The following is a 26,153-nucleotide window of genomic DNA, read 5'->3' on the forward strand; positions in this document are numbered from 1 at the left end:
TCATTAATTTCTGTACAGATGCACCTAGGGGGGAGTGAGGCTGTAGGCTTTAAGTACATCTAAGCACTGATGACTGATGACTGATGACTGATGACTGATAACTGATAACTGGTACAGACGCGCCATGGCACGTCTCTACACTGATGACTGATGACTGATAACTGATAACTGATAACTGATAACTGGTACAGACGCGCCATGGCACGTCTCTACACTGATGACTGATGACTGATAACTGATAACTGATAACTGGTACAGACGCGCCATGGCACGTCTCTACACTGATGACTGATGACTGATGACTGATAACTGATAACTGGTACAGACGCGCCATGGCACGTCTCTACACTGATGACTGATAACTGATAACTGATAACTGATAACTGTCAACCGTCAACCAAAATAGGTAATACTGTTAAAAGTTGAGTCTTAATAAAACTCAATGTCTGTGTTAATTTCCCCGAATACTGTTCCGATGGATATTGCTTCTACTCAAATTGAAAGCCGCAAAGCAGATCACCTGCGGATTTGCTTAGAAGAAGATGTGCAGTTTCGACAAACAACAACGGGATTAGAACGTTATCATTTTACCCATTGTTGTTTACCGGATTTAAACCGCAGTGAAATTGAAATCACAACCTCGTTTTTAGGTAAAATATTAGGAGCGCCGTTCTTAATTTCCTCCATGACCGGGGGAACACAACCAGCAAAATTAATTAATTATCGGTTAGCGGCTGTAGCTCAACACTATAATATTGCTATGGGGGTAGGTTCCCAACGGGTAGCGGTAGAAAATCCTGATGTTGCAGATACCTTTGCGGTGCGATCCGTTGCTCCTGATATTTTACTTTTTGCCAATTTAGGAGCCGTTCAGCTAAATTATCAATATGGTTTAGAAGAATGTCGAAAAACCATTGATTTATTAGCAGCCGATGCCTTAATTTTACATCTTAATCCCTTACAAGAATGTATTCAAACCGAAGGTGATACCAACTTTAAAGGATTACTCCCTAAAATCGAACAATTATGTACTCAACTTCCTGTTCCTGTGATTGCTAAAGAAGTCGGAAATGGTATTAATGCAGCCATGGCAAAACAATTAATCGAAGCCGGAGTTGCTGCCATTGACGTTGCAGGCGCAGGCGGCACATCTTGGGCTAAAATTGAAGGAGAACGCGCTCAAGACCCCTTACAACGTCGCCTAGGGGAAACCTTTGCTAATTGGGGAATCCCGACGGCTGATTGTATTAGCAAAATTCGCGAACTTTCCCCCGATATTCCGTTAATTGCTTCCGGGGGATTACGCAATGGTTTAGAATCGGCAAAAGCCATCGCCTTGGGTGCAAATTTAGCCGGGTTAGCATGGCCGTTTTTGCAAGCCGCTGCTGAATCTGAAGCAGCCGTCTATACTTTAGTTGAAATTTTACAAGCTGAACTGATTACGGTTCTTTTTTGTACAAATAATCGTACCCTTTCTGAACTGCAAACATCAGGAGCATTAACTCTGGAAAAATAAAATCTTCCCTCCCTCTCCTCCCTCCTAATTGAAATTAATTACAATAGATTTAACCCTATCCCTAAATCATAATTATGAAAGATTTTTTCAAGTTTACATTAGCAAGTTTATTAGGAAATTTAATCGGACTTGTCTTAATTACCACAATGGGAATTGGCGGATTAATTTTCCTGATTATTATGAGTGCGAGTCAAGATTCAGGGCCACAAGTTAAGGATAAATCTGTATTAGTATTTGATTTATCCTTAAGTGTTAGTGATACTGGCCCTAATCCTTCAACTTCGGAAGCATTACAACAAGCCTTATCCGAAAATACTGCAACAGAAATTCAATTAAGAACCTTAGTTCAAAGTATTGATCAAGCCAGCAAAGATGACAAAATTATCGCTCTTTATTTGCAAGGAACTAATAGTCCCACCTCCGCAGGATTAGCTAATTTAAAAGAAATTCGTCAAGCCTTACAACGGTTTAAAGAGAGCGGAAAAACCATTATTGCTTATGATATGGACTGGACAGCACCGGAATATTATTTAGCTTCCGTTGCAAATCAAGTCATTGTTAATCCTTTAGGGTCTTTAGATATTAAAGGCTTGAGTTCTCAAGTCATGTTTTTAACAGGTGCATTAGAAAAATATGGCATTGGCGTGCAAGTTACACGGGTGGGGAAATATAAATCAGCCGTTGAACCTTTTTTACTCAAAAAATTAAGCCCGGAAAGTCGGCAACAAACCCAACAATTGTTAGGGAATATTTGGGGAGAATGGTTAAGAACAATTGCCCCTAGTCGTCAAGTTACACCCCAACAGTTACAAGCTTTTTCTAATACGGAAGGCATTTTATTAGCAAATACCGCTTTAAAAACAAAGCTGGTAGATCAGATTGCTTATGGTGATGAAGTGGTTACTAACTTCAAAAAAATCACGGGAGAATCTCAAGAAGAGGATAAGCAATTTCGCCAAATCAGTATTACTTCCTATTCAAAACTACCTGAAGTTGCTAAAAACAATAGTGGCGATAAAAATAGCGATAATAAAATTGCTATTGTTTATGCTGAGGGTGAAATAGTCGATGGAAAAGGAACCTCAACTCAAATTGGAGGGGATCGGTTAGCCAAAGAATTAAGAAAACTTCGCTTAGATGAAAAGGTAAAAGCAGTAGTTTTACGGGTTAATAGTCCAGGGGGAAGTGCCACAGCCTCCGAGGTAATTGGACGGGAAATAGAACTGATCCGCAAGCAAAAACCTGTAATTGTTTCCATGGGAAATTATGCGGCTTCCGGGGGATATTGGATCTCAATGGGTGCGGATCAAATTTTTGCCGAAACCAATACCATTACTGGATCAATTGGGGTGTTTGGATTATTATTTAATATTCAAGATATTTCTAATCAAAATGGCATTACTTGGGATATTGTTAAAACAGGTAAATTTGCCGATATTCAAAGCATTAGTCGCCCGAAAACTCCAGAAGAATTAGCAAAACTACAACGGATTGTAGACTTAATTTATGAACGGTTTGTTTCTCATGTAGCGACGAATCGTAAATTACCCAAGACTAAAGTTCAAGAAATTGCTCAAGGGCGAGTTTGGTCAGGATCACAAGCCAAACAGTTAGGGTTAGTCGATGAAATTGGAGGGTTAGATGCCGCGATCGCAGCAGCAGTTAAAAAAGCAAACTTAGGAGATAATTGGACATTACAAGAAGCCCCGAAACCTCGAAGCTTAGAAGAACGAATCTTAGAAAATTTAGCCGGAGAAAATACCGGACATTCCCTAGGGACTCCGGTTGATCCCTTAACCCAGGAATTTCTCAGACTTAAAGAGGAATTATCGACCCTAACAACAATGAATGATCCCAAAGGAATTTATGCTCGTTTACCCTTTAATTTAAGAATTGAATAAAGAAATCGTAAAGATTAATTAACGATTGGTGGGTTTGGTATTGAAAATCCTAAAGACTACCCCTACAATCAATAAAACATAAACAGATTCTGAAATTTCCCCCTCCCTATAGGTCTATAAACTTAGAGATTGATGTCTCCAACAATCTACATCCAGTGACATTAAAATTTTCCCTCTGTTTTTAGGAGATTCTCATGACATTACCCTCAAAAAAGGCGCCGACCATTGGACTTGTGGAAGTACCCGCCCTGGGATTATATGACGAAGAAGGGCATAATTGGACAGCCTTATATCGACGGAATACTCTACTCAGTAAGCAGGTTTTAATGGCTGACTTACAAGCGGGTGGTTTCGATGCTCAATTGGTTAATCTCAAAGATGGTGATTGTCGAGAACCCTTTGGAGAAGTGACCTGGAAAGGCATGAATCTGACTAAAGCTTATGTGGGGCGACGGATTTTTGATGTCGATCCAGACGCTTATGATGCTTGGGGAGTGACTGTTAACTACACCCAAGAACGCCAAGTCACCTGTATGACCATCGCCCATCTCGCCAGTCAAGGCAAACCCGTTGTTGTGGGCGGGTCTGACGCCATTGCTGAACCGGAACATTACCTGAAAGCGGGTGCAACAGCCATCGTCACGGATAAATCCGGTGCAGCCAATTGGCCGATTTTTGACCATGTAGTGGGAACACTGCCACGAGAAAAGCTGACGGGTGTGCTTTTTGCCGATGGTCGTTCTTATCCCAACCGGACTAAAGCCATGAGCCCCGATGAGTGGGCACTGCCATCGGTGGACGTCGCCCGACAATGTTTGGGTCAAGAATATTCAGAAGAGCCTTTTATTGAAGACCTTGTACCCATCGGCTCAGTCTATCCTGATATTGGGTGCGATCGCAAATGTGACTTCTGCCAAACCCCAACCTACACATCAGGCTTTCGGCGGATGTCACCGGAAACTACCCTCAAATGGATTGCTCGTCAGAAGGAAGCTGGGGCAAAATGTACCGTGATGGGTTCTGATCAATTTCTGGGTCGTGTTTTGTTTCCAGAGGGACGAGAAGAAGTTCTACAAATTACTAAGGGTGCCAGAGAAATTGGAATGCCGCTTTTATGGCCTAATGGTTTAGAACTGAGAAAAGCGACTTTAGGTCGAGGACGCAACTACGATCATACAGACCTCACACCGGATGAAGAATTAATCGAAGCCCTTTGGGGATGGGATGGCAAAGTTGGCGGTTTTCTCGGTTATATTCCCGCCGAACGTCCGGTTTTTGGCCGAGAATCCTATGCAAAGCTTCTCCCTTGGCGGCAACATTGTGAGATGATGCGAGCCATTGTTCGAGTCGGTCTTCCGGTGATTGTCTATGGTTTTATCATTGGATTTCCTGATGACAACCATGACAGTTTATCGCGTCTTGAAGAAGCGATTTTAGAACTCCATCAACAACTCCGAGAAATTAACCCCAATTTAGAATTTCAAGTTGCTTCCTATTCTATTTCTCCCATACCCGGAACACCCCAAGGCGAAAATATCCGTAAATCGGGTTTATTGCGGTTTGATGATCCCTCAATTGTGGGTGGTTTATGGACGCCCTGTTGTGACACCCACCACCTCAGTTATGAAGAGATTTCTGAGTGGCAATTTCGATTAGCTCAAATTGGCAAAGCTGAATCTAAATTGATTAACTATCATGGCGGACTGACCAAACTATCAACCGCTAGTTAAACAGAAATTCTACCCAGTTATACAACAATGAGAACACCCAATCCTATTCCACCAGAACCCGGTCAAGAATCCGTTTGGAATTATCCCCGTCCTGCTATTTTGGAAGATACGAATAAACATCTGAAGGTGATTTGTAAGGGGATTATTTTAGCCGAAACCAATAGAGGCAAAAGAGTCTTAGAAACTAGCCATCCTCCAACTTATTACTTTCCCCCAGAAGACATTAAATTAGAACATCTGATTGCAACACCTAAAAAAGGATTGTGTGAATGGAAAGGGCGATATCAATATTACGATATCAGCATCGGTGATCAATATATTAACCATGCCGCTTGGCGCTATTTTGAACCGACCCCCGGTTTTGAGTCGATTCAAGAATACTATGGTTTTATTGCTAGTTTAATGGATGCTTGCTATGTTAACGATGAGCAAGTAATCCCTCAACCAGGGGAGTTTTATGGGGGATGGATTACGGCTGATATTGTGGGGCCGTTTAAAGGTAGCCCTGGGACTTATGGATGGTAAGTCATGAAAATTGAAGTCATTAAAATAGATGATTTGGTAATTCATGAACATCATCTTGATATCTCCTATCGTGCCGATCAATTTCGATTTTCCACGAAAGTTTTTTATCATGATGTCTCATTTTCGGCACTGATAGAAAAGTATTCTCAACCCTTAATAGAACGGATTGCTGCCCATATTGCCTTATTTGAAGGCATGAAATTCTGTTCTTTATTTCCCAAATATTACGATATTTCAAAAATTTCTCCCCATCTGGAAAAGCCTGTTTTAGATTTATTTATCAAAATCTATCAAGGCGTATTTGGTCAACATTGGTATGAAAATAACATCACAGATTATCAACATCCCGAAATCATTTATTCACAAACATTAGGAGAAAGTCATCCGGTTTCAATTTTAGGGGATAATCCTACAATTCTGACAGGTTGCGGGGGCGGGAAAGATAGTATTTTAGCGATGAAAATGTTGGAAGAAGCAGAAATTCCTTTTGCTTCTATGCAATATTCTCATAGTGTTTATGGCAAAGCTGATTTACAACATCAATTAATTGCTCAAGTATTGGAAAATGTTCAACCGATTAAAAGCCATAAAATCTCAATTTTTGATGATTTTATTGACTTTCCCTTTTTCCAACTTTATTTTCCCGAAAATTCAGGAATTACTGCTCCAGAAACCCCTGTTTCTATCTTTGAATCCTTAATTTTAATGCTCGATGGAGGATACAATTATTTGTGTTTAGCCCATGAAAAAAGTGCCAACACAGGGAATCTGTTTTGGTCAGAAATCGGACAAGAAGTTAATCATCAATGGGGTAAAAGTCTGGAAGCTGAACAAATTTTAGATCAATTTGTTCGAGAGCATCTTTTATCCAACTTTAAATATTTTAGCATCTTACAACCGATTTACGACTTCCGCATTTTTCAAAATTTAAGTAAATATCCCGAAGTTATTCCCAAAATCCATTCGTGTAATATCCAAAAACCTTGGTGTAAAAAATGCCCAAAATGTGCTTATGTTTGGTTGGGGTTAATGGCTTTTTGTCAGCCGGAAGAGGTTAATGCTGTGTTTCAATCCAACTTGTTTGATGATGAAGATTTACAGCCTACATTTCGAGAAATGTTAGGTTTATCAACCCATACTCCGTTTGAATGTATTGGCGAAATCGATGAAAGCCGTTTACTGATGAAAAAATGCTTTGAAAAAGGTTTATCGGGTAAGGCGTTAGAAATGTTTAGACAAAAAATTCTATCAGAAAATTCAATAGATTGGAAAAAGCTAGAACAAAAGTATAATTTTGTTTACTCCCAAGAACACGCTATTCCAGAGCAGATATTTGCTAAAATAAAAGATAAATTATAAACCGAGTTCTACCCGTCTTACAACTTATGTTTCATGAATGATTCTCAACCCAAAATCCGCATTGAACATCTGATCAAAATCTATGGAGAAAATTGTCGTGATGCACTGAAACTATTTTCCCAAGGCGCAAACCGAGAGGCGATTTTGCAAGCAACGGGTCAGGTTTTGGGGATTGCAGATGTGTCTTTTACCATTAACCCAGGTGAAATTTTTGTAGTCATGGGGTTGTCCGGTTCGGGTAAATCGACTCTGATTCGTTGTATTAATCGTTTGATTACCCCAACCAGTGGACACATTTATATTGATGATGAGGATATTGCCTATATTGATGAAAGACGGATTCGTCAAATCCGCCTCACTAAAATATCAATGGTGTTTCAGCATTTTGGCTTATTTCCCCATCGAACCGTCGCTGATAACGTAGAATATGGATTGAAGTTACGGGGAATCAGCAAAACCCAACGTCGGAAAAAAGCCTTGGAAGCCTTGGAAGTCGTTGGGCTGGCTCAATGGGCCGACTACCGACCTTCGGCGTTGAGTGGGGGAATGCAGCAACGGGTGGGACTGGCTCGTGCGTTGGCGACGGATGCTGAGATTTTACTCATGGATGAACCCTTTAGCGCCCTCGATCCCTTGACTCGCCGGGAGATGCAAAATGAATTATTAAGACTTCAGAAAGAGTTGAACAAAACTATCGTTTTTATTACCCATGATACTCCCGAAGCTTTAAAATTAGGCGATCGCATTGCGGTAATGAAAGAGGGAGTAATTGTTCAACTTGCGACTCCTGAAGAACTATTAAATCAACCGACTAATGATTATATCCGGGATTTTATTCAAGATGTTAATCGCGGACAAATCCTGAAAGCAGGAACCATTACCCGTCCAACTATTTCCTTAACTCTCGGTGAAGATTTAGATCAACTCGCACTCCAACAGATACAAAGCTCAAACAAAGAGCGAATCTATATACTCAATCCTAACAAAGAACCTGTTGGTTTTCTTGATCCACAACAGCTTGATCTCGCAATTCAACAAGACGTTAAAAATATTACTCAATTCATGGAAACTAACTTTTCCAAAGTTTCAGAAACTGTACCTTTAGAAGATGTTTTTCACCTTTACCGCCATGAACAAAACCTAGTCGTGGTTGATGAAACTGGAAAATTTAAAGGAGTTTTAAAACCCACAGATATTCTCGCTAGTTTAAGCAAGGTTAGCGAGAATTTCAACTAAAAAGATCGTAATTCGTAATTCGTAATTCGTAATTCATAATATGTTCAAATATTCAAAAGTAAAACTATTAAAAACGTTGATTTTAACGATTCTATTGTTAATCGGTTTAATCAATTTTTCCTCCTTAGCACAAACCACAACTAATTCAGATCTACCTGGAAAAGGCGTGATGATTCGTTCCGCAACAAGTGATTGGATTGACGATCGATTTCAATCTGAAATTATTAATATAGGCTTAGAGAAACTCGGTTACAAAATAGCACCCCTGGTAGCAGCAACTTATCCGGCTGTCTATACCGCAGTGGCGAATGGAGATTTAGATTTTGCGCCCATTTTTGGAGATCCTGGACATAATGAATTTTATAAAAATGCGGGCGGTGACAAAAAATTAGAGAAAGTGGGTCTACTGTTTCCCCTGATTCAAGGTTATCAAATTGATAAAAAAACGGCTGATCAATATAAAATTACTAACTTACAACAATTTCAAGATCCGCGTATTGCCAAGATCTTTGATACCGATGGAGATGGGAAAGCAGATCTCGTGGGTTGCGATCCCGGTTGGAGTTGTGAGTTAGAAATGGATTACCATTTAGATGCTTATAAACTGCGGGATACTGTAGAAATTAATAAAGGAAATTATACCGCCTTAATTGCAGATGCTTTAACTCGTTATAAACAAGGAAAACCAGTTTTTTTGTATGCTTATAGTCCGTTCTGGTTGGGTGATATTCTGAAAGTAAATCAAGATGTTATCTGGTTAGAAGTTCCTTTTACTGCTGTTCGCCCAGGTTATGGAAAACTAACCGACAAAGATACATCTGTAAATGGTAAAAATCTGGGAATGGTTCAAGGTAAATATCGAGTGATTGCTAACAAGAATTTTTTAGCAAATAATCCGACGGCTCGACGTTTTTTTGAACTGGTTAAAATTCCTTCTGAGGATATGGCTAGAGAAAGTTCTCGTATTAAACAAGGTGAAAATAAACCCCAAGATATTCGTCGTCATGCTGAAGAATGGATTAAGGAGAATCAAACCCAATTTGAAGGGTGGCTGAATCAAATTAAGCAGATTAATAACAATCCCGAAGCATCCTCATCTAGTATTCCAAACCCAACTAACCCGGAAGCTTTAAACAGACTAAATATTCTATTAGATCCCTTCCAACTATACACAATTCCTCTCGCTCAATGGATTACCACCGCCATTAATTTCCTAGTAGAACACTTTCGCCCCTTTTTCCAAGCGATTCGGATTCCGATTAGTTGGGTACTCGAAGAAATTCGCCGTTTATTATTAACAATTCCTCCGCTTATTTTCCTTATACTGTTGGGTGTGACGACTTGGAAACTGGCTGGGCGAAGAGTCGGAATTTTCAGCGTCCTCGCTCTCGCGTTAATAGGTTTTATGGGACAGTGGGAAGCAGCAATGATTTCCCTGGCTTTGGTGATTACGGCGGTAATTTTCTGTATTCTTGTTGGTATTCCGTTGGGTGTGGCTTGTGCACGCAGCAACCGATTTGAACAAGGGTTTCTTCCCCTTCTGGATGTGATGCAAACTCTACCGACTTTTGTTTATTTGGTTCCGGTAATTATGCTGTTTGGAATTGGAGAAGTTCCGGGGGTCATTGCTACAATTATTTACGCCCTTCCTCCCTTAATTCGCTTTACAAATTTGGGAATTCGACAAGTCTCAACTGAGTTTGTTGAGGTAGGTTATGCGTTTGGTTCAACGCCGAGACAAATCCTCTGGGACGTGCAAATTCCTCTGGCTATTCCGACGATTTTGGCGGGAGTCAATCAAACGGTATTATTCTCTCTGGGGATGTCGGTTATTGCTTCTATGATTGCAGTTCCAGGGCTGGGTTTAACGGTATTACAAGGGATGGGACGTTTGGATGTGGGGATGGCGGCGGTGGGAGGACTAGCAATTGTTTTGTTAGCTATCTTACTAGATCGGATTACTCAAGCCATTGGAAAGGTGAATTAGGAATTAGGAATTACGAATTACGAATTAGGAATTACGAATTACGAATTAGGAGAAAAATTGCCCATAAAAACCGAAAAGGATAGCTGCGATCGCACCAATTAACGTATTAATAAAATTAACGATTTCATTGGTTAACCAGGTAAACTTGGTTTGTAAGGTTGCACCAATCACACTTTCTAAATTCGTCGCTATAAATGCAGCAATGACACACCCAAGAATTCCCCAAACATTAATTAAACCGATACTCCAGCCCAAAACAGAAACAATAATAGAAGCCAAAACACCTGCTAATGTTCCTTCTAAACTAACAGCCCCTTCTGTCCCTCTAGGAACGGGTTTTAAGGTGGTAATTAAAAACGTACTTTTGCCATAGGCTTTACCAATTTCACTTCCACAGGTATCAGATAATTTTGTACTAAAACTGGCAACATATCCTAATAATAATAGCGGAATCCAAGGCTGTAGTTCAACTGCATCAGGAAAAAAACCCTCTAGGACAAAGACTCCTAACGCGCATAATGTGGCCGTTAACGCCGAACCCCAGACATTTTCTGGCCCCCTAGCACCGCCTCGTTTTTCTGCAATTCCGGCGGCTTCTTTTTCAGCTTTTCCAATGCGAGTCACACCCGAACCCACTAAAAAATAAAATACTACAATTACATAACCTCGCCACCCCAAACACCCCCAAATTAGTACCCCCAACAGCCAAGCGTGCAGCCATCCGGCGGTTGTTAATAACCTTTTGGCTAAAATTACCCCTAAACTAATTAAAACTGTATTTAAAGCGATCGCAAATAGCCAAGGATTAAGCCAGACTAATTCATGAATCATAATCTCAATCTCAAAACAATGAACAAAACTTTATTCCATCTTGCCTTTCCCGTGAACAATATTGCAGAAACTAAAGCCTTTTATGGGGAAGGGTTAGGCTGTGGACTGGGGCGAGAAACCCCCAATTCCATTATTATGAACCTTTACGGTCATCAAATTGTTGCCCATGTTAGCAAAGAACCCCTAACGTCCCAAAACGGGATTTATCCCCGACATTTTGGCTTAGTCTTTACCTCGGAAGCGGACTGGGAAACCCTGTTAAACCGTGTCCAACAAAACCACCTCAAATTTTACCAAGACCCTAAACGCCGTTTTCCGAATTTACCCACCGAACACCGCACCTTTTTCTTAGAAGATCCCTTTGGGAATCTTTTAGAGTTCAAATACTATTGTTATCCTGAAGCGGTGTTCGGTTGTAACGAATACGCCCAAGTCGGAGACGTGTAAAATTCGGTTTGTCACCCGTTGTGACGTGAAACCATAGCGGGTGATACCGGAGTGGGGAGGGTTTTTAACGGTGCATTTAAGGCTTCCTCAACCCGAACTAAACATTTTAAATCACTCACCATCCAGGAGTGAACCAAAACATTTACAATAAATTCTTGACCAATGGGCATTTGAGAACTTTGAGCCGGAACAATCATGCTGTCATAGGGTGTCCAAATTGAGGTAAAATTAATTCGGTCTAAGGTTTCTAAATCCCGATTTAAATCTTTTAAAAACGGACAATTTGAACGCATTTGAGATGCGGCTAAGGTGGGGTAAAGGTATCCGGTTAAGGTTCCATGATGAGGCGAGGAAATGGTGATGAAACGTTGAACTCGTTCAATTCCTCCTAAGCGTTGAACATAGTAACGGCTGACAATTCCCCCCATACTAAAGCCGATTAAATCAATCGGTTGTTCTGCTGGGAAAGTTTGAGTCACATAATCTGCAACTTGTTTGGCTAATATTTCTAATCCTAATCGGCCATCATTAGGAATAAGATTCAAACTATGAACATTCCATCCCCGTTGAGTTAGATGGGCTGTCATGGTTTTAAAAATAGCTTTAGTATCAAAAATACCATGAATCAATAAAACCGGATTGCGAAGGGTGCTGTTATTCATCGGATCAACACGAGATTAATCTGGTTCCAACTTAGACTATCACAAACCCTACCCGACTACGGGATATGACACTGCGGGAATTGGATGTCAGGAAATGGGCAACCGAGAACAGGCCACCTGCAAGAGATTCTGAGAAATTTGTAAATAAACGCAAAGATTTAACAGAATTATGGCGGAAAAAGCCCAATACAGGGGGTTGTCCTGGGAACAAATGTAACGAAATGTAAATTTTTATCGACAAATCTTTCATTCTTCCTTAATCTATCGTTAAGGCTAAAGCTTTAAAGTTGTTAAAAATACGGACGGAGTAAGCATAATGTTAGGTAAACTATTCAATTCTAAAAAAGAAGAATATTTTTTAGAGTTTGACGAAGCGAAAGACAAGCAGGCTCCTCAACCTGAGTCTAAACCTGCACCAGAACCTCAAACAAAAGCAGAAAAATCTGCAAAGACTAAAACCCCATCGGCCCCATCAGCGCAACCTCAAACCACCGCCGTTGTTCCTCCTCAACCTAAACCCGCCCCTGCTAAGGAGCCCGCACCCCTCAACCCGGGACAAGTCAAAACACCTGCGGGGATGACCTTCGCCCCAGATAATTTAATGCCGAACGCCTCTACTCCTCGCCGGGGGCCAGGGCCAAGTATGGCAATGTTTACAAATATGGCAGGTCAGATGAATCGTTCTTAATCAATATCAATCTTTCAAAACAATTTTTCAAGCGATTAGACCCCCCTAACCTCATTGAGACGGCTAGGGGGGTTGTTCTCTTTCTTAGGGATGAAAAATATCCAAAAATCGGGGGAATTTTATTGAGAATTCAGCAAATTCTTGTAGAAAGCAAGAGGTCTTGTATAATAGAGTCGTGTGACACATCCATCAATAGAGAACCCTGAGTGCCAAGGGTGCGAAATAATCTACTTAATTTTTGACGATGCTCATCGATAATCGTGTCGTCACATCCCAGTTCAATTCACAACGCTCACTCAAGCGTCAAAACCTCACTCATCTCAGGGATAGGAACTGGCGTAGATTGAGTAAAAAACTGACTTCCCCTAAACTTAGGGTTTCCAAGTCAGAGAATTTCTCACAATTTATGGAGGATGCTACCATGCCTCCAAGGTAGGCGATTTCAGGGATGATTATGACAAAAGATACCGATCTGATCAAAAGTCTAAGCCCCAGCGCCATGGATCAGATCATGTTATATCTGGCCTTTAGCGCGATGCGAACCAGTGGACATCGACATGGGGCTTTCCTGGATGCAGCCGCAACGGCGGCAAAATGCGCTATCTATATGACTTATATGGAACAGGGAAAAAACCTGAGAATGACAGGACACCTGCACCATATTGAACCGAAGCGAGTTAAAGTGATTGTTGAGGAAGTTCAACAAGCATTAACCGAAGGTAAACTGTTAAAAATGTTGGGGTCTCAAGAACCTCGATATTTAATTCAGTTTCCCTATGTTTGGTTAGAACATTATCCTTGGCAACCCGGTAAATCTCGCATTTCCGGCAGTAGTTTAACCTCAGAAGAAAAACGGGTTATTGAAAGTAAACTCCCGAAATATTTACCCGATGCTCAATTAATTAATTCCTTTCAATTTATGGAATTAATTGAATTTTTGCATAGGCGTTCTCAAGAAGATTTAGAACCCAGTCGCAGAATGCCTTTAAGTGAAGCTTTAGCAGAACATATTAAGCGACGTTTAACTTATTCCGAAACAGTTATTAAAATAGAATCACCTTGGGGAATGCCTTTTTATGCCCTAAATCGTTCTTCCTATTCTCCAGAAGATCAGGAAGAGCGCACTTATATTATGGTTGAAGATACAGCTAGATATTTCAGATTAATGAAAGATTGGGCTGAACGTCAACCCAGGGTGATGAGGGTTTTGGAAGAATTAGATATCCCTCCTGAACGAATTGATCAAGCCATTGAAGAATTAGATGAAATTATTCGTCAATGGGCTGATCGATATCATGAAAAAGGGGGAGAACCGATGGTGGTACAAATGGTATTTGGGCCAAAAGGAGAGGATTAAAAAGCAAGGGCTAGGGCTGTTTCAACGTCGGGTCAGAAAGAATAAAGAAAAAGCGGTCGTTACTTGATAAAATCATTCAGCGATCGCAATTTTTTGTTAAAACTGAGCACCCACCAAAAGATATGGGTGAATTGGGCGCATTCAAACCAGGTGAAGGTAAAAATAAGATAGCAAATCGCTACTGCTTCCATGCCATAGTAAGGCGATTGTATCAGAAGCTTGATCGGGAATATTATGAGTGCAAAATACGACAGTAACCCTAACACACCGACAGATAAAGTTACGTCCAATATGAGATTATGAGCTTTAGCAGTCGGTAAGGGTTTTGTGTGTATTTTTCCTTTTTCGTTCTCCACATCAAAGCTGAAATCACCCAAATGTAATACTTTTAGCTTTTTTTCAGAATTGACAATATACGGATAGGCAATGCCAAACCCATCAAAACCCCACCCCAGTAAGGGACGCTGACTAATTCCATGTTTTGAGAGTTGCCACATCCCAATGCGACCGGAAGTGATTTGTTTAATTAAAGGTAAATTATTGATCTGCCGAGTAGTTGTAGCAATACCAATGACAAGTAAACAAATAATTGTGGCAGGAATTAACAGTTTGTAGTATTTTTTTTCTAATAAGTAAATTGTTGCTACTAACAGAGCTAACACGGCTTGCCGAGTCTGAGTTAATAGTATAGCTAATCCGATTAATAATCCTGCTGCTTTCATCAGGCGATCGCTGATCCACTGGTGCTGCCAACTGGTGATTAAAAGAACGACTATTGCTGCTAATACAAATGAAGCATGACCCCGATGGGAGTATAAACCAATGGGTTGCTGACCTTGGAAAATGGTACTGGCTAAGACATTTTTCTGGATGAGTTGCCCCATTGTAGCAGTATAGTCAATTCGCCAATCAATGACTTGGGGAAAGATACTCAAGGCAAGGATAATTCCTCCTATCAGTAGTCCTTTGAGTTGAGAGTGAAAAAGTTCGGGGTGATGGGTTAAGAGTAAGGAATTGCTGAGGGTAAAAACAGCTAGTGTTAACCAATATAACCAGCCGTCACCCATCTGTTCTTGACCGAATAAAGAGTATAGGGGGAAAGGACTTAATAAAGTAGAAAGCAGTCCAATTCCTAAAAATATTCCCCATAGAATTGAGTAGATTTTCCAGCTACGGGGTACGGTGAGGGATTTTCTGGCTTCCCAAAGCATTGAGAGGTTCAATAGGGTAATTAACAGAACAGCTAATATTTTGGGTTCCGTCCAAATTGAACCTCGACTGTTACCCCAAGGGTCGATAAGGATGATGCTGAAGGTAAATAGCAGGGTGTAAAAACTTTTCACTATTGTTTGTTAAACTTGTTTTTGAGGATTTCAATTGTTCCAGCAACACCTAAAGCCAAGAGTCCTAATAGGGTAGTGGGTTCGGGGACTTTTTCTGGTAATTGATTGGGGTCGCCACTGTCAAAGTCGGAAACTGGAAGTTCTCGGATTGCAATGTCGCTGGCTGTGGTAACGCATCCGCCGCCACCACTACTTCCGTCACAAGGAAGTGGAGGCTGAGAAATAGGAGGAGGAGAAGGTGTGAAGGTATTGTTCCACCCCCACGAAATGCCGTTATAAATCGTTACTGTCTTGGGTGCGGTTTCTTGAACAAGATATAGTTCAGCCGACCAGTCATTATTATTGAAGAAATCATTTCTGCCTGAAACATCTCGGACAAGAATACTGCTATTTGAGTAGCTCCATACCTGACCGTATGTATCATAAAAAGGATTAAATGTTTGCTTCTGAGGGTTTTGAAGATCCACATAGATTGGATTAGTTTGCTCTATGACGGTATCAATCTTATTCTCTAAAGTACCGTATGGTAGTTCGATATTTCCCTGACGGGTAGCTATAACAGCATGGTTATTGAATACCCGTTGAATAAAATGGACTTGGTTGCCTATGGGGTCTTGTCCAATAACAGGGTTGTAAAAGAGTTGTATCTCACCCGATACTCCAGGTGAAGTAGAAGCCATTGAAGCCAAAGGAGCGTATACTCCTATGTTGAAACTACCAGCTAAGTTTGTTGTTGAACGCTGAAAAGCCCAACCGTTTGAAGCCCAAACTGATGAAGATAGCAGGTTAAAAAAATCGTCTGTTCCACCTAGTTTCAGACTAGATACTTGCTTCAAATTCGTAGTCACAGTGCCAATACCTTCCTGGGTACTGGATGTTGATAAACAGTAATTTGAGCTTAGGGTACAGGGGGAATCGGGCGTTTGGGAGGGCATCGTAAAAGAAAAGGCGAAACCCGCTCGACCTGTTGACGCAATCAGTAAAGGGGAAGAGAGTAAAACTATCAGGCATTGTCGTAATCGCATTCTTAGTAGATCCTTTACTTAATAGATATTTAAGAAATATCAGCCTCGCTCAGAAATCCGAGCTAAATCGGGGTTTAGATGCTGTTTTCATTTAAAACTGCACTAGGTGAAACATCACAAACGGAGTTGATGCCTTACCTGTCCAAATCCCTGGGATTATCTCACCTCCATCTGTTGTTGGGTCATAGCACGGCATCACCGATCTAGCACTCATGTATGTGAACCGAGCTTGGTAATCACCCGGCTTAAGATGGTCAAAATACCACGAGCCACCTAATCCATCAGAGCCTCCAAGTAAAAGCTTATTGTTCTGCCAAAAAAGCTTGGCATCCAGAAAAAAGATCGTACTTTGTCCCGGCTTAACTAACGGACAAGCAGCTTGCTCTGACTTGAGGAGCATAGCTCTAGTCCAGTGCTTTTGAAATGGTTTACCATCCGCTCCCACTATTTCTATAAAAACTGCAAAAAGGGGGTCAAACGGAGGGAAGCGAATCAGAATTTGGGTGTTATTGGTAATTTCAATCCCAAGTTGCACAGGCGTATGAGCCCCTGGTATTTTTGCCGGAATAGTCAACTCCCGTTGGGGCATTAAGATTTCAAACCGGATACCATCAACTTCAACTGCATTGCTATCAGTCGATTCAATAGATATCAAGTTAGCGTATTTCCTCATGCCCAAATCTTCCGTCGCACTCAACCCAGTTGGCATCAGAAAATGCGCTATTTGCCCTAACAAAACTAAAACCAAAGCCCAACTGAAAATCAAGAAATTACCCATGAGAAATAGTAGGTTTTCACCACCCTAAATAGAGAATAAAATTTTTATAACAATTCAAAAACAAGAATTGCCAACAGGTAGCAGTGATGTAGTAGCGATTGAAAGTTTGGGTAGACTCAGCCTTTACTGTAAATCTTGAAAAATAATTAAGCCAGAGTAAATTTACGGAAATTTAGAAATGTCATAGCTCCGTAAAATCCCGATATTGACTGATTGTTCTACTAGATTCTCTGAAATAGCGACTCCTAAGCGTCAGTCCTAGATTTAACACAACATGAGAGTGCAACATAGAAGCTGCTCCCTGCAAGGCGTACAATCGCTTATACCCTAAAGCTTGTTTTGCGATTCAGAAGACGACATCAGCAAAAGCACCCTTAATTTAAATAAGGAGCAATCCAATCGCCGACCTAGGGAATGATTCCGTAATCTTTTTATTAGACAAAATATTAACTCTGAATACGCAGATTAATCTATTAGAAAAAATACTGAATTTTTCTCAATTAATCTGTCAACCTTTTACCCGTAAATTCAGTAATATTACTAAATTTATTGAGAAAGAAACCGAAAAGGGAAAGATTAGCCTCATCCGTACTGACGCCGAACGTTGCACTCAACTAAACTATCCAGCAAAAATAGAGGAGTTAGAATTAATTCTAACTCCTCTATTTTTATAGGAGTCGCAGAAGCGCTGTTCCCTGTTCCCTGTTCCCTGTTCCCTACTATAAGAGAATTAATCTTGAATATTTAGGGTAATTTTAGCGGATTGAAGTTGTTGATTTAACCAGCGTTCAAATAATTCATTTTGCAACCGTTGTTTGATTTGAGGATTCTCTAAGGACGCTTCTAAAAATTGTTCAACTCGGAAAATACACCAGCCGCCTTCCACTTCTAGGGGGCCAATAATTTGTCCGGGTAGGGTTTGTTGGACAACGACCTTAAGAGAATCGGGTAAAGTTGACAAAGCAACGGCTCCCATCATGCCATTAAACGAGCTTTCATTGGTAATAGAATACTCTTTTGCTAATTCTTCAAACCGGGTTTCATGTTCTTTTAAACGGTTGAATAATGTTTCTGCTAATTCATAGTCATTTAATGAAATTCGAGAGAGAACAATTGCATCTAAAGCAGGTTTTCGTTGGATAAAATAGTTTTCCAGTTCCGGTTCAACCACCGACAGTTTAAGTTTTTCTCGTTTGAACCCCAGCATAATTTGCTGGTGAAACCCTTCATAACTCATGCGATTATTTTCTAACCACTGTTGAAACGCTTGAGGGTCACTAAGATTGCGTTCTAGTCTAAAATTAACAACCGCTTGTTCAATACTCGCAGCCGGGACATCTAAATCAGACCTCGACTGTAATTCCCGATCCAGAATATATTCGCGCAGAATATCTGTGATCATCGGCTGTAATTTTCCAGCCGCTTGCAAATATTTTAGTGCTTGACCTAAAAGAATGGGTTCGTCGTTAACGGTTAAAAAGGGATTAGCCACTGAGATTTACATCCTAAAAAATTCTATTTACCAATATTGTAGGGGTTGAGGTTCCCTTCCTGTAAAATTTGGGCGTAGATGTTGATAGGAATTTGAAATGAGCATTCAGGTTGAATCTCAACCCAGTTTAGAACGATTAGAACAATTGGGGGTTTTGAATTGGCCAATTTGGGAAAAGGAGGTTTCGGAGTTTCCTTGGACGTATGATGAAAGCGAAACCTGCTATTTATTAGCGGGGGATGTCATCGTTACCCCAGAGGTCGGTGAACCTGTGCAGTTTGGAAAAGGGGATTTAGTTACCTTTGAGGCGGGACTGTCTTGTCGGTGGAAAATCCGGGCAGAGGTTCGTAAACATTATCGGTTTGGGAAATAAACCTGTAATATTTAGACGTGCCGTTATTTAGACGTGCCGTTATTTAGACGTGCCGTTATTTAGACGTGCCATGGCACGTCTCTACAGTAATAATCCGCTAATCATTCCCCCTAATAAAATAAAACCAATTCCGACATTATCACTAAAAATTTTGCCATAAATCGGTCTAGGAAGATCGGGGTTTCGCAGTTGCCAATATTGTCTTGACCAGAGCCCAATAGCAGCCGTTAGGGTCAGCCAATATTCCCAATGTAAGTGTAGATTCCAGCCTAGAATTCCTAATAAAATTGCTGTACCTAAAAAGAAAATACCCACAGCATTCGCCGATTGTTCTCCAAAAAAGATAGCACTGGAATTCACCCCTAAACGCAGATCATCTTCGCGATCGCTCATAGCATAAACGGTATCAAATCCTAACGTCCATAATATCGTTGCTCCCCATAAAAACCAAGTAGCTGTTTCTAAATTTCCCACGGCCGCCGTCCAACTAATTAATACCGCAAATCCCCAAGCAATTGATAAAACTAATTGGGGAATGGGAAACACCCGTTTTGCTAAGGGATAACCAATAATTACAGGAACAGCCACCACACATAAACCAAAACTTAAAGGGTTTAAATAAACCGCCAGTCCCGCCGCACAAATAAAGGCAACCCCAGCGATAACCAACCCGGTTTTGACCGTTAAGGCACGGGAGGCCAGGGGACGGGTGCGGGTGCGTTCTACTTCCGGGTCAATATCCCTGTCCCATAAATCATTGACGACACACCCGGCGGCACTGGTGGCCAAGGTTCCAAAGACAATCACCAAAATTAAAGCCAAAGGAGGTGTGCCATGGGTGGCTAAAACAATAGCCCATAAGGCAGGGATCATCAAAATTAGGCGTCCGGCGGGTTTGTCCCATCGCAACAGTCGAATAATAATTTGCCAAGTCGGTTCCGGTGGATTAGATTGGGTCAGCATTGCCAGTTGCACCGAGAGAGTTAGATTGAATCTTCACAATATTTTTTAACACAGATCCGCCCTCGGTCTAAAATTAAGAGGATTAGCTTCTGAGAGAGTGATTATGGTCACATCAATGCCTTTGGTGAAGAGTTTTGAACCCGCAGATAATCGAGATCGAATCTTAGCCGCCATTGATTTAGGAACAAATTCTCTGCACATGGTTGTGGTGAAAGTTCAGCCCCAACTGACCACTTTTACGATAATTGCACGGGAAAAAGAAACCGTTCGTTTGGGAGATTGTGGAGAAAAGGGCAACCTCAAACCCGAGGTAATGGAACGGGCGATTAATTGTTTAAAACGGTTTCAAGACATTGCTAAAACATTTAATGCGGAACAAATTGTAGCCGTAGCAACCAGTGCAGTGCGAGAAGCTCCCAATGGTCGAGACTTTATTCGCAGAGTTGCTGATGAATTGGATTTAGAAATTAGTTTAATTTCCGGTCAGGAAGAAGCCCGACGCATCTATTTAGGGGTGCTTTCGGCAATGGAATTTAATAACCAACCCCATATTATTATTGATATTGGTGGGGGGTCTACGGAATTAATTTTAGGAGATGGTTGGGAACCCCGATTTTTAAGTAGTACAAAAGTGGGGGCGGTGCGATTAACTCATGATTTTGTGCATACAGATCCGATTAATCGCGCAGAATTTTTATATTTACAAGCTTATATTCGAGGCACATTAGAACGAGTTGTTGATGAATTATCCTCCCATTTAAAATCCGGGGAAATACCCCGTTTAGTCGGAACTTCGGGAACGATTGAAACTTTAGTTGGAATTAAAGCGAGAGAAAAACTAGGAACAGACCCGACTCGGTTGGTGGGGTATGAATTAACGTTAGAAGAATTACAAGAATTTATTAATAAAATTCGGAAATTATCTTATCAAGAACGATTACAAATTCCGGGCATTGCTGACCGTCGCGCCGAGATTATTTTAGCGGGGGCTTTAATTTTACAAGAAGCTATGACGTTGTTAAATCTGCGGTCTTTAACGGTGTGTGAACGCAGTCTCCGAGAAGGGGTGATTGTAGACTGGATGTTAACTCATGGGTTAATTGATGATCGACTTCATTATGGCCGTTCAGTTCGGGAAAGAAGTGTTTTAAAAATTGCTCAAAAATATCAAGTTGATTTAGAATCTAGCCAACGGGTTGCTACTTTTGCCTTAAGTTTATTTGATCAGACAAAAGGATTATTACATAATTGGGGAGAAACTGAACGAGAATTATTATGGTCGGCGAGTATTCTTCATAATTGCGGATTATATGTCAGTCATTCGGCTCATCATAAACATTCCTATTATTTAATTCGCTATGGGGAATTATTAGGATTTACAGAAATGGAAATTGAAGCGATCGCAAATTTAGCTCGATATCATCGCAAAAGTAGTCCTAAAAAGAAACATGAAGCCTATCAAGGTTTACCGCGACGATTTCGACAAGTGATTGATCAATTGCATCCTTTATTACGATTAGCAGTCGCTTTAGATCGGCGGATGATTGGCGCTATTTCTCAAGTTATTTGTGAATATAAACCCATGACACGGGAGTTTTATGTGAAATTAAAACCGACCCATGCTGATGATGATTGTGCTTTAGAATTATGGAGTTTAGACTTAAAGAAAGAAGCCTTTGAAACTAACTATGGCTTAAAGTTAGTGGCTCAATTAGAACCTTAATCTTATGGAGTTCGGTGCGTGCGCGGAGCTTACGCACCCTACAATATTTAGGTTGGAGCCAAATTAATGCCTGATTTTTGCCTTATTCCCAGGTTTCTAATTCTGCCATCCAGTTATTCCAAAGAGCAATTAATTGTTCTCGACGGGTTTCAAAAGTAGCAGCAATCCAAATTAAAATTAACCCTAAAATAAAGGAAATTACCCATTTCATAAAAGAATAATGAGCATTAAGAATCATTAGTTGCTCTACAATATTAATTAAAAATGTTGCAGTTCCAATATAGAGAAAAGCTCGAATTTTAAATCCTAACCCCGCAAAAATTGTGATTAAGCTTAACATTCCCGGAAGAATCCCTATCCCTTGATTAGTTATCAGAGACATTCCACAAAATAGACTGGTTCCAAAAATCCGAAATCCATGCCTCCAAGGGCGATTTTGTTCTAAGATTAAATTGGGTTCAAATTGGGCAAAATAAAGTAATGATAAGGCAATGGGGAGGGTTAGAATAAACTCATCCGCTTGATAATTAATCAACCCTAACCAATGATAAAAGGTAAAATTAATTAAGATTAAACTGAAATAACTTAAGCGAATATTTCGGGTTAAGCTTGATAATGCCATATACAATATAATGGCAAGAATAGCTGAAAGATATCCCGTTAATTGTTGTTCAGGTTGTAAGAGGAAAAAGGAAGTGATAACCGTGATAATCGGAAGAATAATGGCGGCTCTTTTCCAGGGTTTCTCCGACCATCCCCCATTATTCCAAGGCAAAATATAAAAGAACCAGGATAGGATTGATACAATTGACCCTGACCAAGGAATAAAAAATTCGTTTAAATTGAATAAATTTTGCAGATAAAGAATTAAAGCGGTTGCTTCTGCTAAACCGAGATAGACCCAAATTTCCGAGGCTGTAGGATTGGAATTATAACGACCTTGGAAAATAGCATAACGCACGACTAATATACTGGTTCCAATGGCTAAAAAAGGTTGAGAATAACCCGGAGTTAAACTGGCTAATAATAAAAATAAACTACTAATCAACCAATGAACATGGGCAATAAATTTGATTTCACTTTCCTGAAGTTGTAAATAAACGGTTAACCCCGGACTGAGAACTCGATAAGCATACATTAAACTGGTTCCTAATGTGGCAAAAGCAATCCATTGTGTGGCTAAAGGTTGAGACTGAATTTGATAAAATAAAATTTCATAGGTAGAAATAGAAATTCCTATTAGTCCTAAATAAGTTAAAGGTTTGGTGTCGATACTGCGTCTGCCAATGCCAATTAAAATTAAGGCAAGTCCTAGGGAAATTAATCCGGTCCAATTAGCAATGGTTTGGAACCGAAAAACTACACCTAAAAGACCGTATAGCATGGGAATTGTTTGCCAAGGGTTGGGCAATTTTTGAATTTGATAATGACGTTGCCACCAATCTCCTAAAAGTTGTGTAATTAGTCCTAAAATAATATTAGCAACTGCCAAGCTAACTAAAGAACGGTCGTTAAAAATTAGGATTTCAACAATTAGTAATTCAACGGCCCAAGCTAAACTATATAATATCCAAGGGGAGAATCCCAACCTGTCTCTTCTGGGGGGTTCTGCTATATTCAATCCTCGGAGAATTAAGGCAATGATTAAAATGATTAAGGGTGAAATTAAGTTTAAATTAGCTGGAAATCTAGCTGTATATAACCCAAAGGAATGTAGGGTTATGGCAGAAAGTTCAAACCCTAATAATCCTATTGCCCAACCGTCAATAGATTTTTTATAAAGTTTAATAATTCTTGATTGAGGTGAACCATAGCGAGATAACATTAATCGTAATATCCATAACCCGGTGACGGTTAAACTCAATAGCATTAACCATCCTTCTCTGACTACAAAATCCTGTACGGATAAACAGAGTACAGTTAATCCTAAACCAACGGTAAAAGTTGATGCAAATAACGTTTTTAGAATTTGGGTATTAACAACCATTAATAGCGTTGTTAAGCCTAAACTCCATAAACGGATTTCAGGATGGGGTAAAGTTAAAATTTGAACTAACCCACAAGCTACAAAACTAAATTGGCTGGCTTTTATTCGTTGGGTGTCTGTGGTTTGGGTTGCTACAACTGTTAAGGCTAGGGGTGTGATTAACCAAGTAATTTCTAAAATTTTGTTATCAAAATAAAAGTTAGTTAAAAATAACATATAACTGAGTTCAGATAATACTATTCCTAGGTTTAAGGCATCTTTTCGGATAATATTATCTAGGGGGCTATTGACCGTAAATAATAAAAATTCACCCAGCATTAAGCCCAATAAAATTATTGCCCAAAGTTCTAAGGTTAAGTTGGGAAATTGCCAGTAAACTAGATTACAAACGGTAACTAACCCTAAAAGATGGGTAGCTAAAACTAAGGGGGGGTTTAGGGGTTGACGACGGCTCGTAATAACGGCTAAAGTAATAGTAGATGCTAATAAATTTAGCGATCGCAATGCAGGGTTTAATAATGATAAACTGGTTAGAAATACCCCAAACATTAAACTCATTTGATCTCCAAATTGAGCTAATTTTCGTTGTGGACGGTGGTAAATCCAATCCGTCAAGACAACCATTGCAATCAGATAGGGAAACCAGGTTAAACTGAGTAAAGCCCAAGGGGAATGCTGAGAACGGGTAACTTCTACTCCAACTGTAATCGCCGTTTGTCTAAGTTCCGGTGGAATTAAACGACCGACTAACACCACCATTGATAATCCAAAACCAAAGATTGCAGCTAAATCTTGGCGTTTCCAATATTTTAATAAATTATGAGTAAAAATTCCAACGCCAATTCCACTGATTAAAAAGGCTTGTCCAGGTTGGGTAAAAATCGTGATTAACCAACCGAAAAATAGAATGATATAGCTACACCGATGTAAAATGATAGATGGAGAAAGGTATAAAAATATTGAAAAGATTCCTAAACCTAATCCCAGTTCACTAATGGCAATATCAACCCCAAAGATTGCCCGACCAAACAGCAAGGCGAGAAGATAAATCACAATAATTTTAGGGTCAATACCGTGGAACAGGCATCTTGCCTGTTGATTATGACTTGCCTGTTGATTATGACTTGCCTGTTGATTATGACTTGCCTGTTGATTATGACTTGCCTGTTGATTATGACTTGCCTGTTGATTATGACTTGCCTGTTGATTATGACTTGCCTGTTGGTTTTGAGGGGAGGAATTAGGGGGAGAATTAGCAATAGTTAAAATTCCACTAATGATAATTCCCAAATAAACCGCGATGACGGGAAACCCTGGAATTTGCCATCCCCAGTTTAAATAACTTAATCCTAACTGGTTGAAGAGGAAACGACGTTGCAATTGTCCTTGATTTCGATATAAAATAATAGTTAGCGCTGTTAGAGCAATTGTAGCGATCGCTATTGTAACTAACCCCAAGGGATATAACCACAACTTTAATCCATCCATTGCCCAAAAATTTAGAGGAATTAACAGTAAGGTGACTAATTTTAAAGCTTTCGCCGTCACGGGTAAGCTAGACTGTTGACTTCCCCATAAACTCGTCCCCCAGAATGCAAAGGTATAGGCAAATAAGATTAAATATTGTCCGGTGGCTGGAAATTTTTCCCATTGACTTGCTGCTAAAACCCCAGAGGAAACAATGACTAAAAATAACCCTAAAAATAAGAGCCAGCGAACACTCAATTCAGCTTTTAAAGATTCAACTAAATCCGTGACAATAGCTGGTAATTCAAAAGCGGGTTGAGGCGGTTTAGAAACAACAGAATTTCGAGTTGTTGTTTCCATACTCACAACGTTAGTTTTAGCAGAAGAGACAACTTTTTGAGAGATAGGGTCACTTAAATAAAGTTCACCAATTTCGCGGACTTGGGTATCGGATAATAAACCTAAACGCAACCAAGCTTCTAACCCTTCTAAAATCATGGGATTAGTTGTATCGGCTTGAATTAAAATGCGAATTAAGGGTTTTGGCGGAGACATGGGGGGGAAGGGTTGGGGTTTTGGGAAAAAGACGGAATGGATTTTGATGTATGTCTACGATAACGGCTGATCTTGCGAGTTAGATTTTTATTAATAATTATTTTAGATCATCAAAAAGCTAAAAACCAAGCTTCTCGTCTGAATTCATTAATGATTGAGGACGACTATAATTTTATTTGAAATTAATGGCGATTTCGGTTATTTTATG

At 40.1% G+C, this 26,153-nt stretch carries 20 protein-coding genes; 12 read left to right on the top strand and 8 right to left on the bottom strand.

The window, feature by feature from the left end:
* Window positions 1-442: 442 nt before the first annotated feature.
* The 7 genes from fni to proX all read left to right on the top strand — a co-directional run bounded on the left by fni (window position 443) and on the right by proX (window position 10,254).
* Window positions 443-1,516: a type 2 isopentenyl-diphosphate Delta-isomerase gene (gene fni / locus IQ236_RS17575; RefSeq protein WP_193870498.1), complete on the top strand. Its 1,074-nt coding sequence runs from the start codon at window positions 443-445 to the stop codon at window positions 1,514-1,516.
* 74 nt (window positions 1,517-1,590) lie between these two features.
* A complete protein-coding gene (gene sppA / locus IQ236_RS17580) occupies window positions 1,591-3,417 on the top strand; it encodes a signal peptide peptidase SppA (protein ID WP_193870499.1) in 1,827 nt (608 codons plus the stop codon).
* 194 nt (window positions 3,418-3,611) lie between these two features.
* A complete protein-coding gene (locus IQ236_RS17585; protein ID WP_193870500.1) occupies window positions 3,612-5,147 on the top strand; it encodes a radical SAM protein in 1,536 nt (511 codons plus the stop codon).
* A 27-nt stretch (window positions 5,148-5,174) separates the two neighbouring features.
* Window positions 5,175-5,672, top strand: coding sequence for a DUF427 domain-containing protein (locus IQ236_RS17590; RefSeq protein ID WP_193870501.1), 498 nt, complete (start codon window positions 5,175-5,177; stop codon window positions 5,670-5,672).
* Between the two features lie 3 nt (window positions 5,673-5,675).
* Window positions 5,676-7,031 (top strand): hypothetical protein, encoded by a 1,356-nt coding sequence (locus IQ236_RS17595; protein ID WP_193870502.1) that lies wholly within the window; start codon window positions 5,676-5,678, stop codon window positions 7,029-7,031.
* 33 nt (window positions 7,032-7,064) lie between these two features.
* On the top strand, window positions 7,065-8,267 hold the full coding sequence (locus tag IQ236_RS17600; RefSeq protein WP_193870503.1) for a quaternary amine ABC transporter ATP-binding protein: 1,203 nt from the start codon (window positions 7,065-7,067) through the stop codon (window positions 8,265-8,267).
* A 40-nt stretch (window positions 8,268-8,307) separates the two neighbouring features.
* On the top strand, window positions 8,308-10,254 hold the full coding sequence (gene proX / locus IQ236_RS27830) for a glycine betaine/L-proline ABC transporter substrate-binding protein ProX (RefSeq protein WP_228041711.1): 1,947 nt from the start codon (window positions 8,308-8,310) through the stop codon (window positions 10,252-10,254).
* 45 nt (window positions 10,255-10,299) lie between these two features.
* On the opposite strand, the gene IQ236_RS17615 is transcribed toward proX, so the two are convergent.
* Window positions 10,300-11,085: a TIGR00297 family protein gene (locus IQ236_RS17615; protein WP_193870504.1), complete on the bottom strand. Its 786-nt coding sequence runs from the start codon at window positions 11,083-11,085 to the stop codon at window positions 10,300-10,302.
* Window positions 11,086-11,103: 18 nt separating this feature from the next.
* Between IQ236_RS17615 and IQ236_RS17620 the strand changes: the two genes are divergently transcribed.
* A complete protein-coding gene (locus tag IQ236_RS17620) occupies window positions 11,104-11,532 on the top strand; it encodes a VOC family protein (RefSeq protein WP_193870505.1) in 429 nt (142 codons plus the stop codon).
* A gap of 11 nt (window positions 11,533-11,543) precedes the next feature.
* Here IQ236_RS17620 and IQ236_RS17625 read toward each other — a convergent pair whose 3' ends face one another.
* Window positions 11,544-12,194, bottom strand: a complete 651-nt coding sequence (locus IQ236_RS17625) for a lipase family alpha/beta hydrolase (protein ID WP_193870506.1) — start codon at window positions 12,192-12,194, stop codon at window positions 11,544-11,546.
* Window positions 12,195-12,510: 316 nt separating this feature from the next.
* Here IQ236_RS17625 and IQ236_RS17630 point away from each other — a divergent pair, with 316 nt between their 5' ends.
* Complete coding sequence (locus IQ236_RS17630) at window positions 12,511-12,882, top strand: hypothetical protein (RefSeq protein WP_193870507.1); 372 nt, start codon at window positions 12,511-12,513, stop codon at window positions 12,880-12,882.
* A 454-nt stretch (window positions 12,883-13,336) separates the two neighbouring features.
* Entirely contained in the window at window positions 13,337-14,239 is a 903-nt protein-coding gene (gene hetR / locus IQ236_RS17635) for a heterocyst differentiation master regulator HetR (RefSeq protein ID WP_072720060.1), read from the top strand.
* Between the two features lie 59 nt (window positions 14,240-14,298).
* On the opposite strand, the gene IQ236_RS28235 is transcribed toward hetR, so the two are convergent.
* From IQ236_RS28235 to IQ236_RS28240, 4 genes are all read right to left on the bottom strand, one after another.
* Window positions 14,299-15,582, bottom strand: a complete 1,284-nt coding sequence (locus IQ236_RS28235; RefSeq protein WP_193870508.1) for an O-antigen ligase family protein — start codon at window positions 15,580-15,582, stop codon at window positions 14,299-14,301.
* On the bottom strand, window positions 15,582-16,430 hold the full coding sequence (locus IQ236_RS17645) for a PEP-CTERM sorting domain-containing protein (protein WP_193870509.1): 849 nt from the start codon (window positions 16,428-16,430) through the stop codon (window positions 15,582-15,584). The genes IQ236_RS28235 and IQ236_RS17645 overlap by 1 nt, the downstream gene beginning before the upstream one ends.
* 268 nt (window positions 16,431-16,698) lie before the next feature.
* The gene (locus IQ236_RS17650) at window positions 16,699-17,385 is read right to left on the bottom strand and encodes a hypothetical protein (protein ID WP_193870510.1); all 687 of its coding nucleotides are present in this window, start codon (window positions 17,383-17,385) and stop codon (window positions 16,699-16,701) included.
* A gap of 730 nt (window positions 17,386-18,115) precedes the next feature.
* Entirely contained in the window at window positions 18,116-18,877 is a 762-nt protein-coding gene (locus tag IQ236_RS28240; RefSeq protein ID WP_193870511.1) for a peptidylprolyl isomerase, read from the bottom strand.
* Window positions 18,878-18,974: 97 nt separating this feature from the next.
* Between IQ236_RS28240 and IQ236_RS17660 the strand changes: the two genes are divergently transcribed.
* Window positions 18,975-19,250, top strand: a complete 276-nt coding sequence (locus IQ236_RS17660) for a cupin domain-containing protein (protein ID WP_193870512.1) — start codon at window positions 18,975-18,977, stop codon at window positions 19,248-19,250.
* 81 nt (window positions 19,251-19,331) lie between these two features.
* Here the strand turns inward: IQ236_RS17660 and IQ236_RS17665 are convergent, their stop codons facing one another.
* Window positions 19,332-20,213 (bottom strand): 4-hydroxybenzoate solanesyltransferase, encoded by an 882-nt coding sequence (locus IQ236_RS17665; protein ID WP_193870513.1) that lies wholly within the window; start codon window positions 20,211-20,213, stop codon window positions 19,332-19,334.
* Window positions 20,214-20,316: 103 nt separating this feature from the next.
* Between IQ236_RS17665 and IQ236_RS17670 the strand changes: the two genes are divergently transcribed.
* The gene (locus IQ236_RS17670; protein WP_193870514.1) at window positions 20,317-21,936 is read left to right on the top strand and encodes a Ppx/GppA phosphatase family protein; all 1,620 of its coding nucleotides are present in this window, start codon (window positions 20,317-20,319) and stop codon (window positions 21,934-21,936) included.
* A gap of 82 nt (window positions 21,937-22,018) precedes the next feature.
* Here IQ236_RS17670 and IQ236_RS17675 read toward each other — a convergent pair whose 3' ends face one another.
* Window positions 22,019-25,945, bottom strand: coding sequence for a hypothetical protein (locus IQ236_RS17675; protein WP_193870515.1), 3,927 nt, complete (start codon window positions 25,943-25,945; stop codon window positions 22,019-22,021).
* Window positions 25,946-26,153 lie beyond the last annotated feature (208 nt).

This window comes from Planktothrix mougeotii LEGE 06226 (assembly GCF_015207485.1).
GTDB lineage: Bacteria > Cyanobacteriota > Cyanobacteriia > Cyanobacteriales > Microcoleaceae > Planktothrix.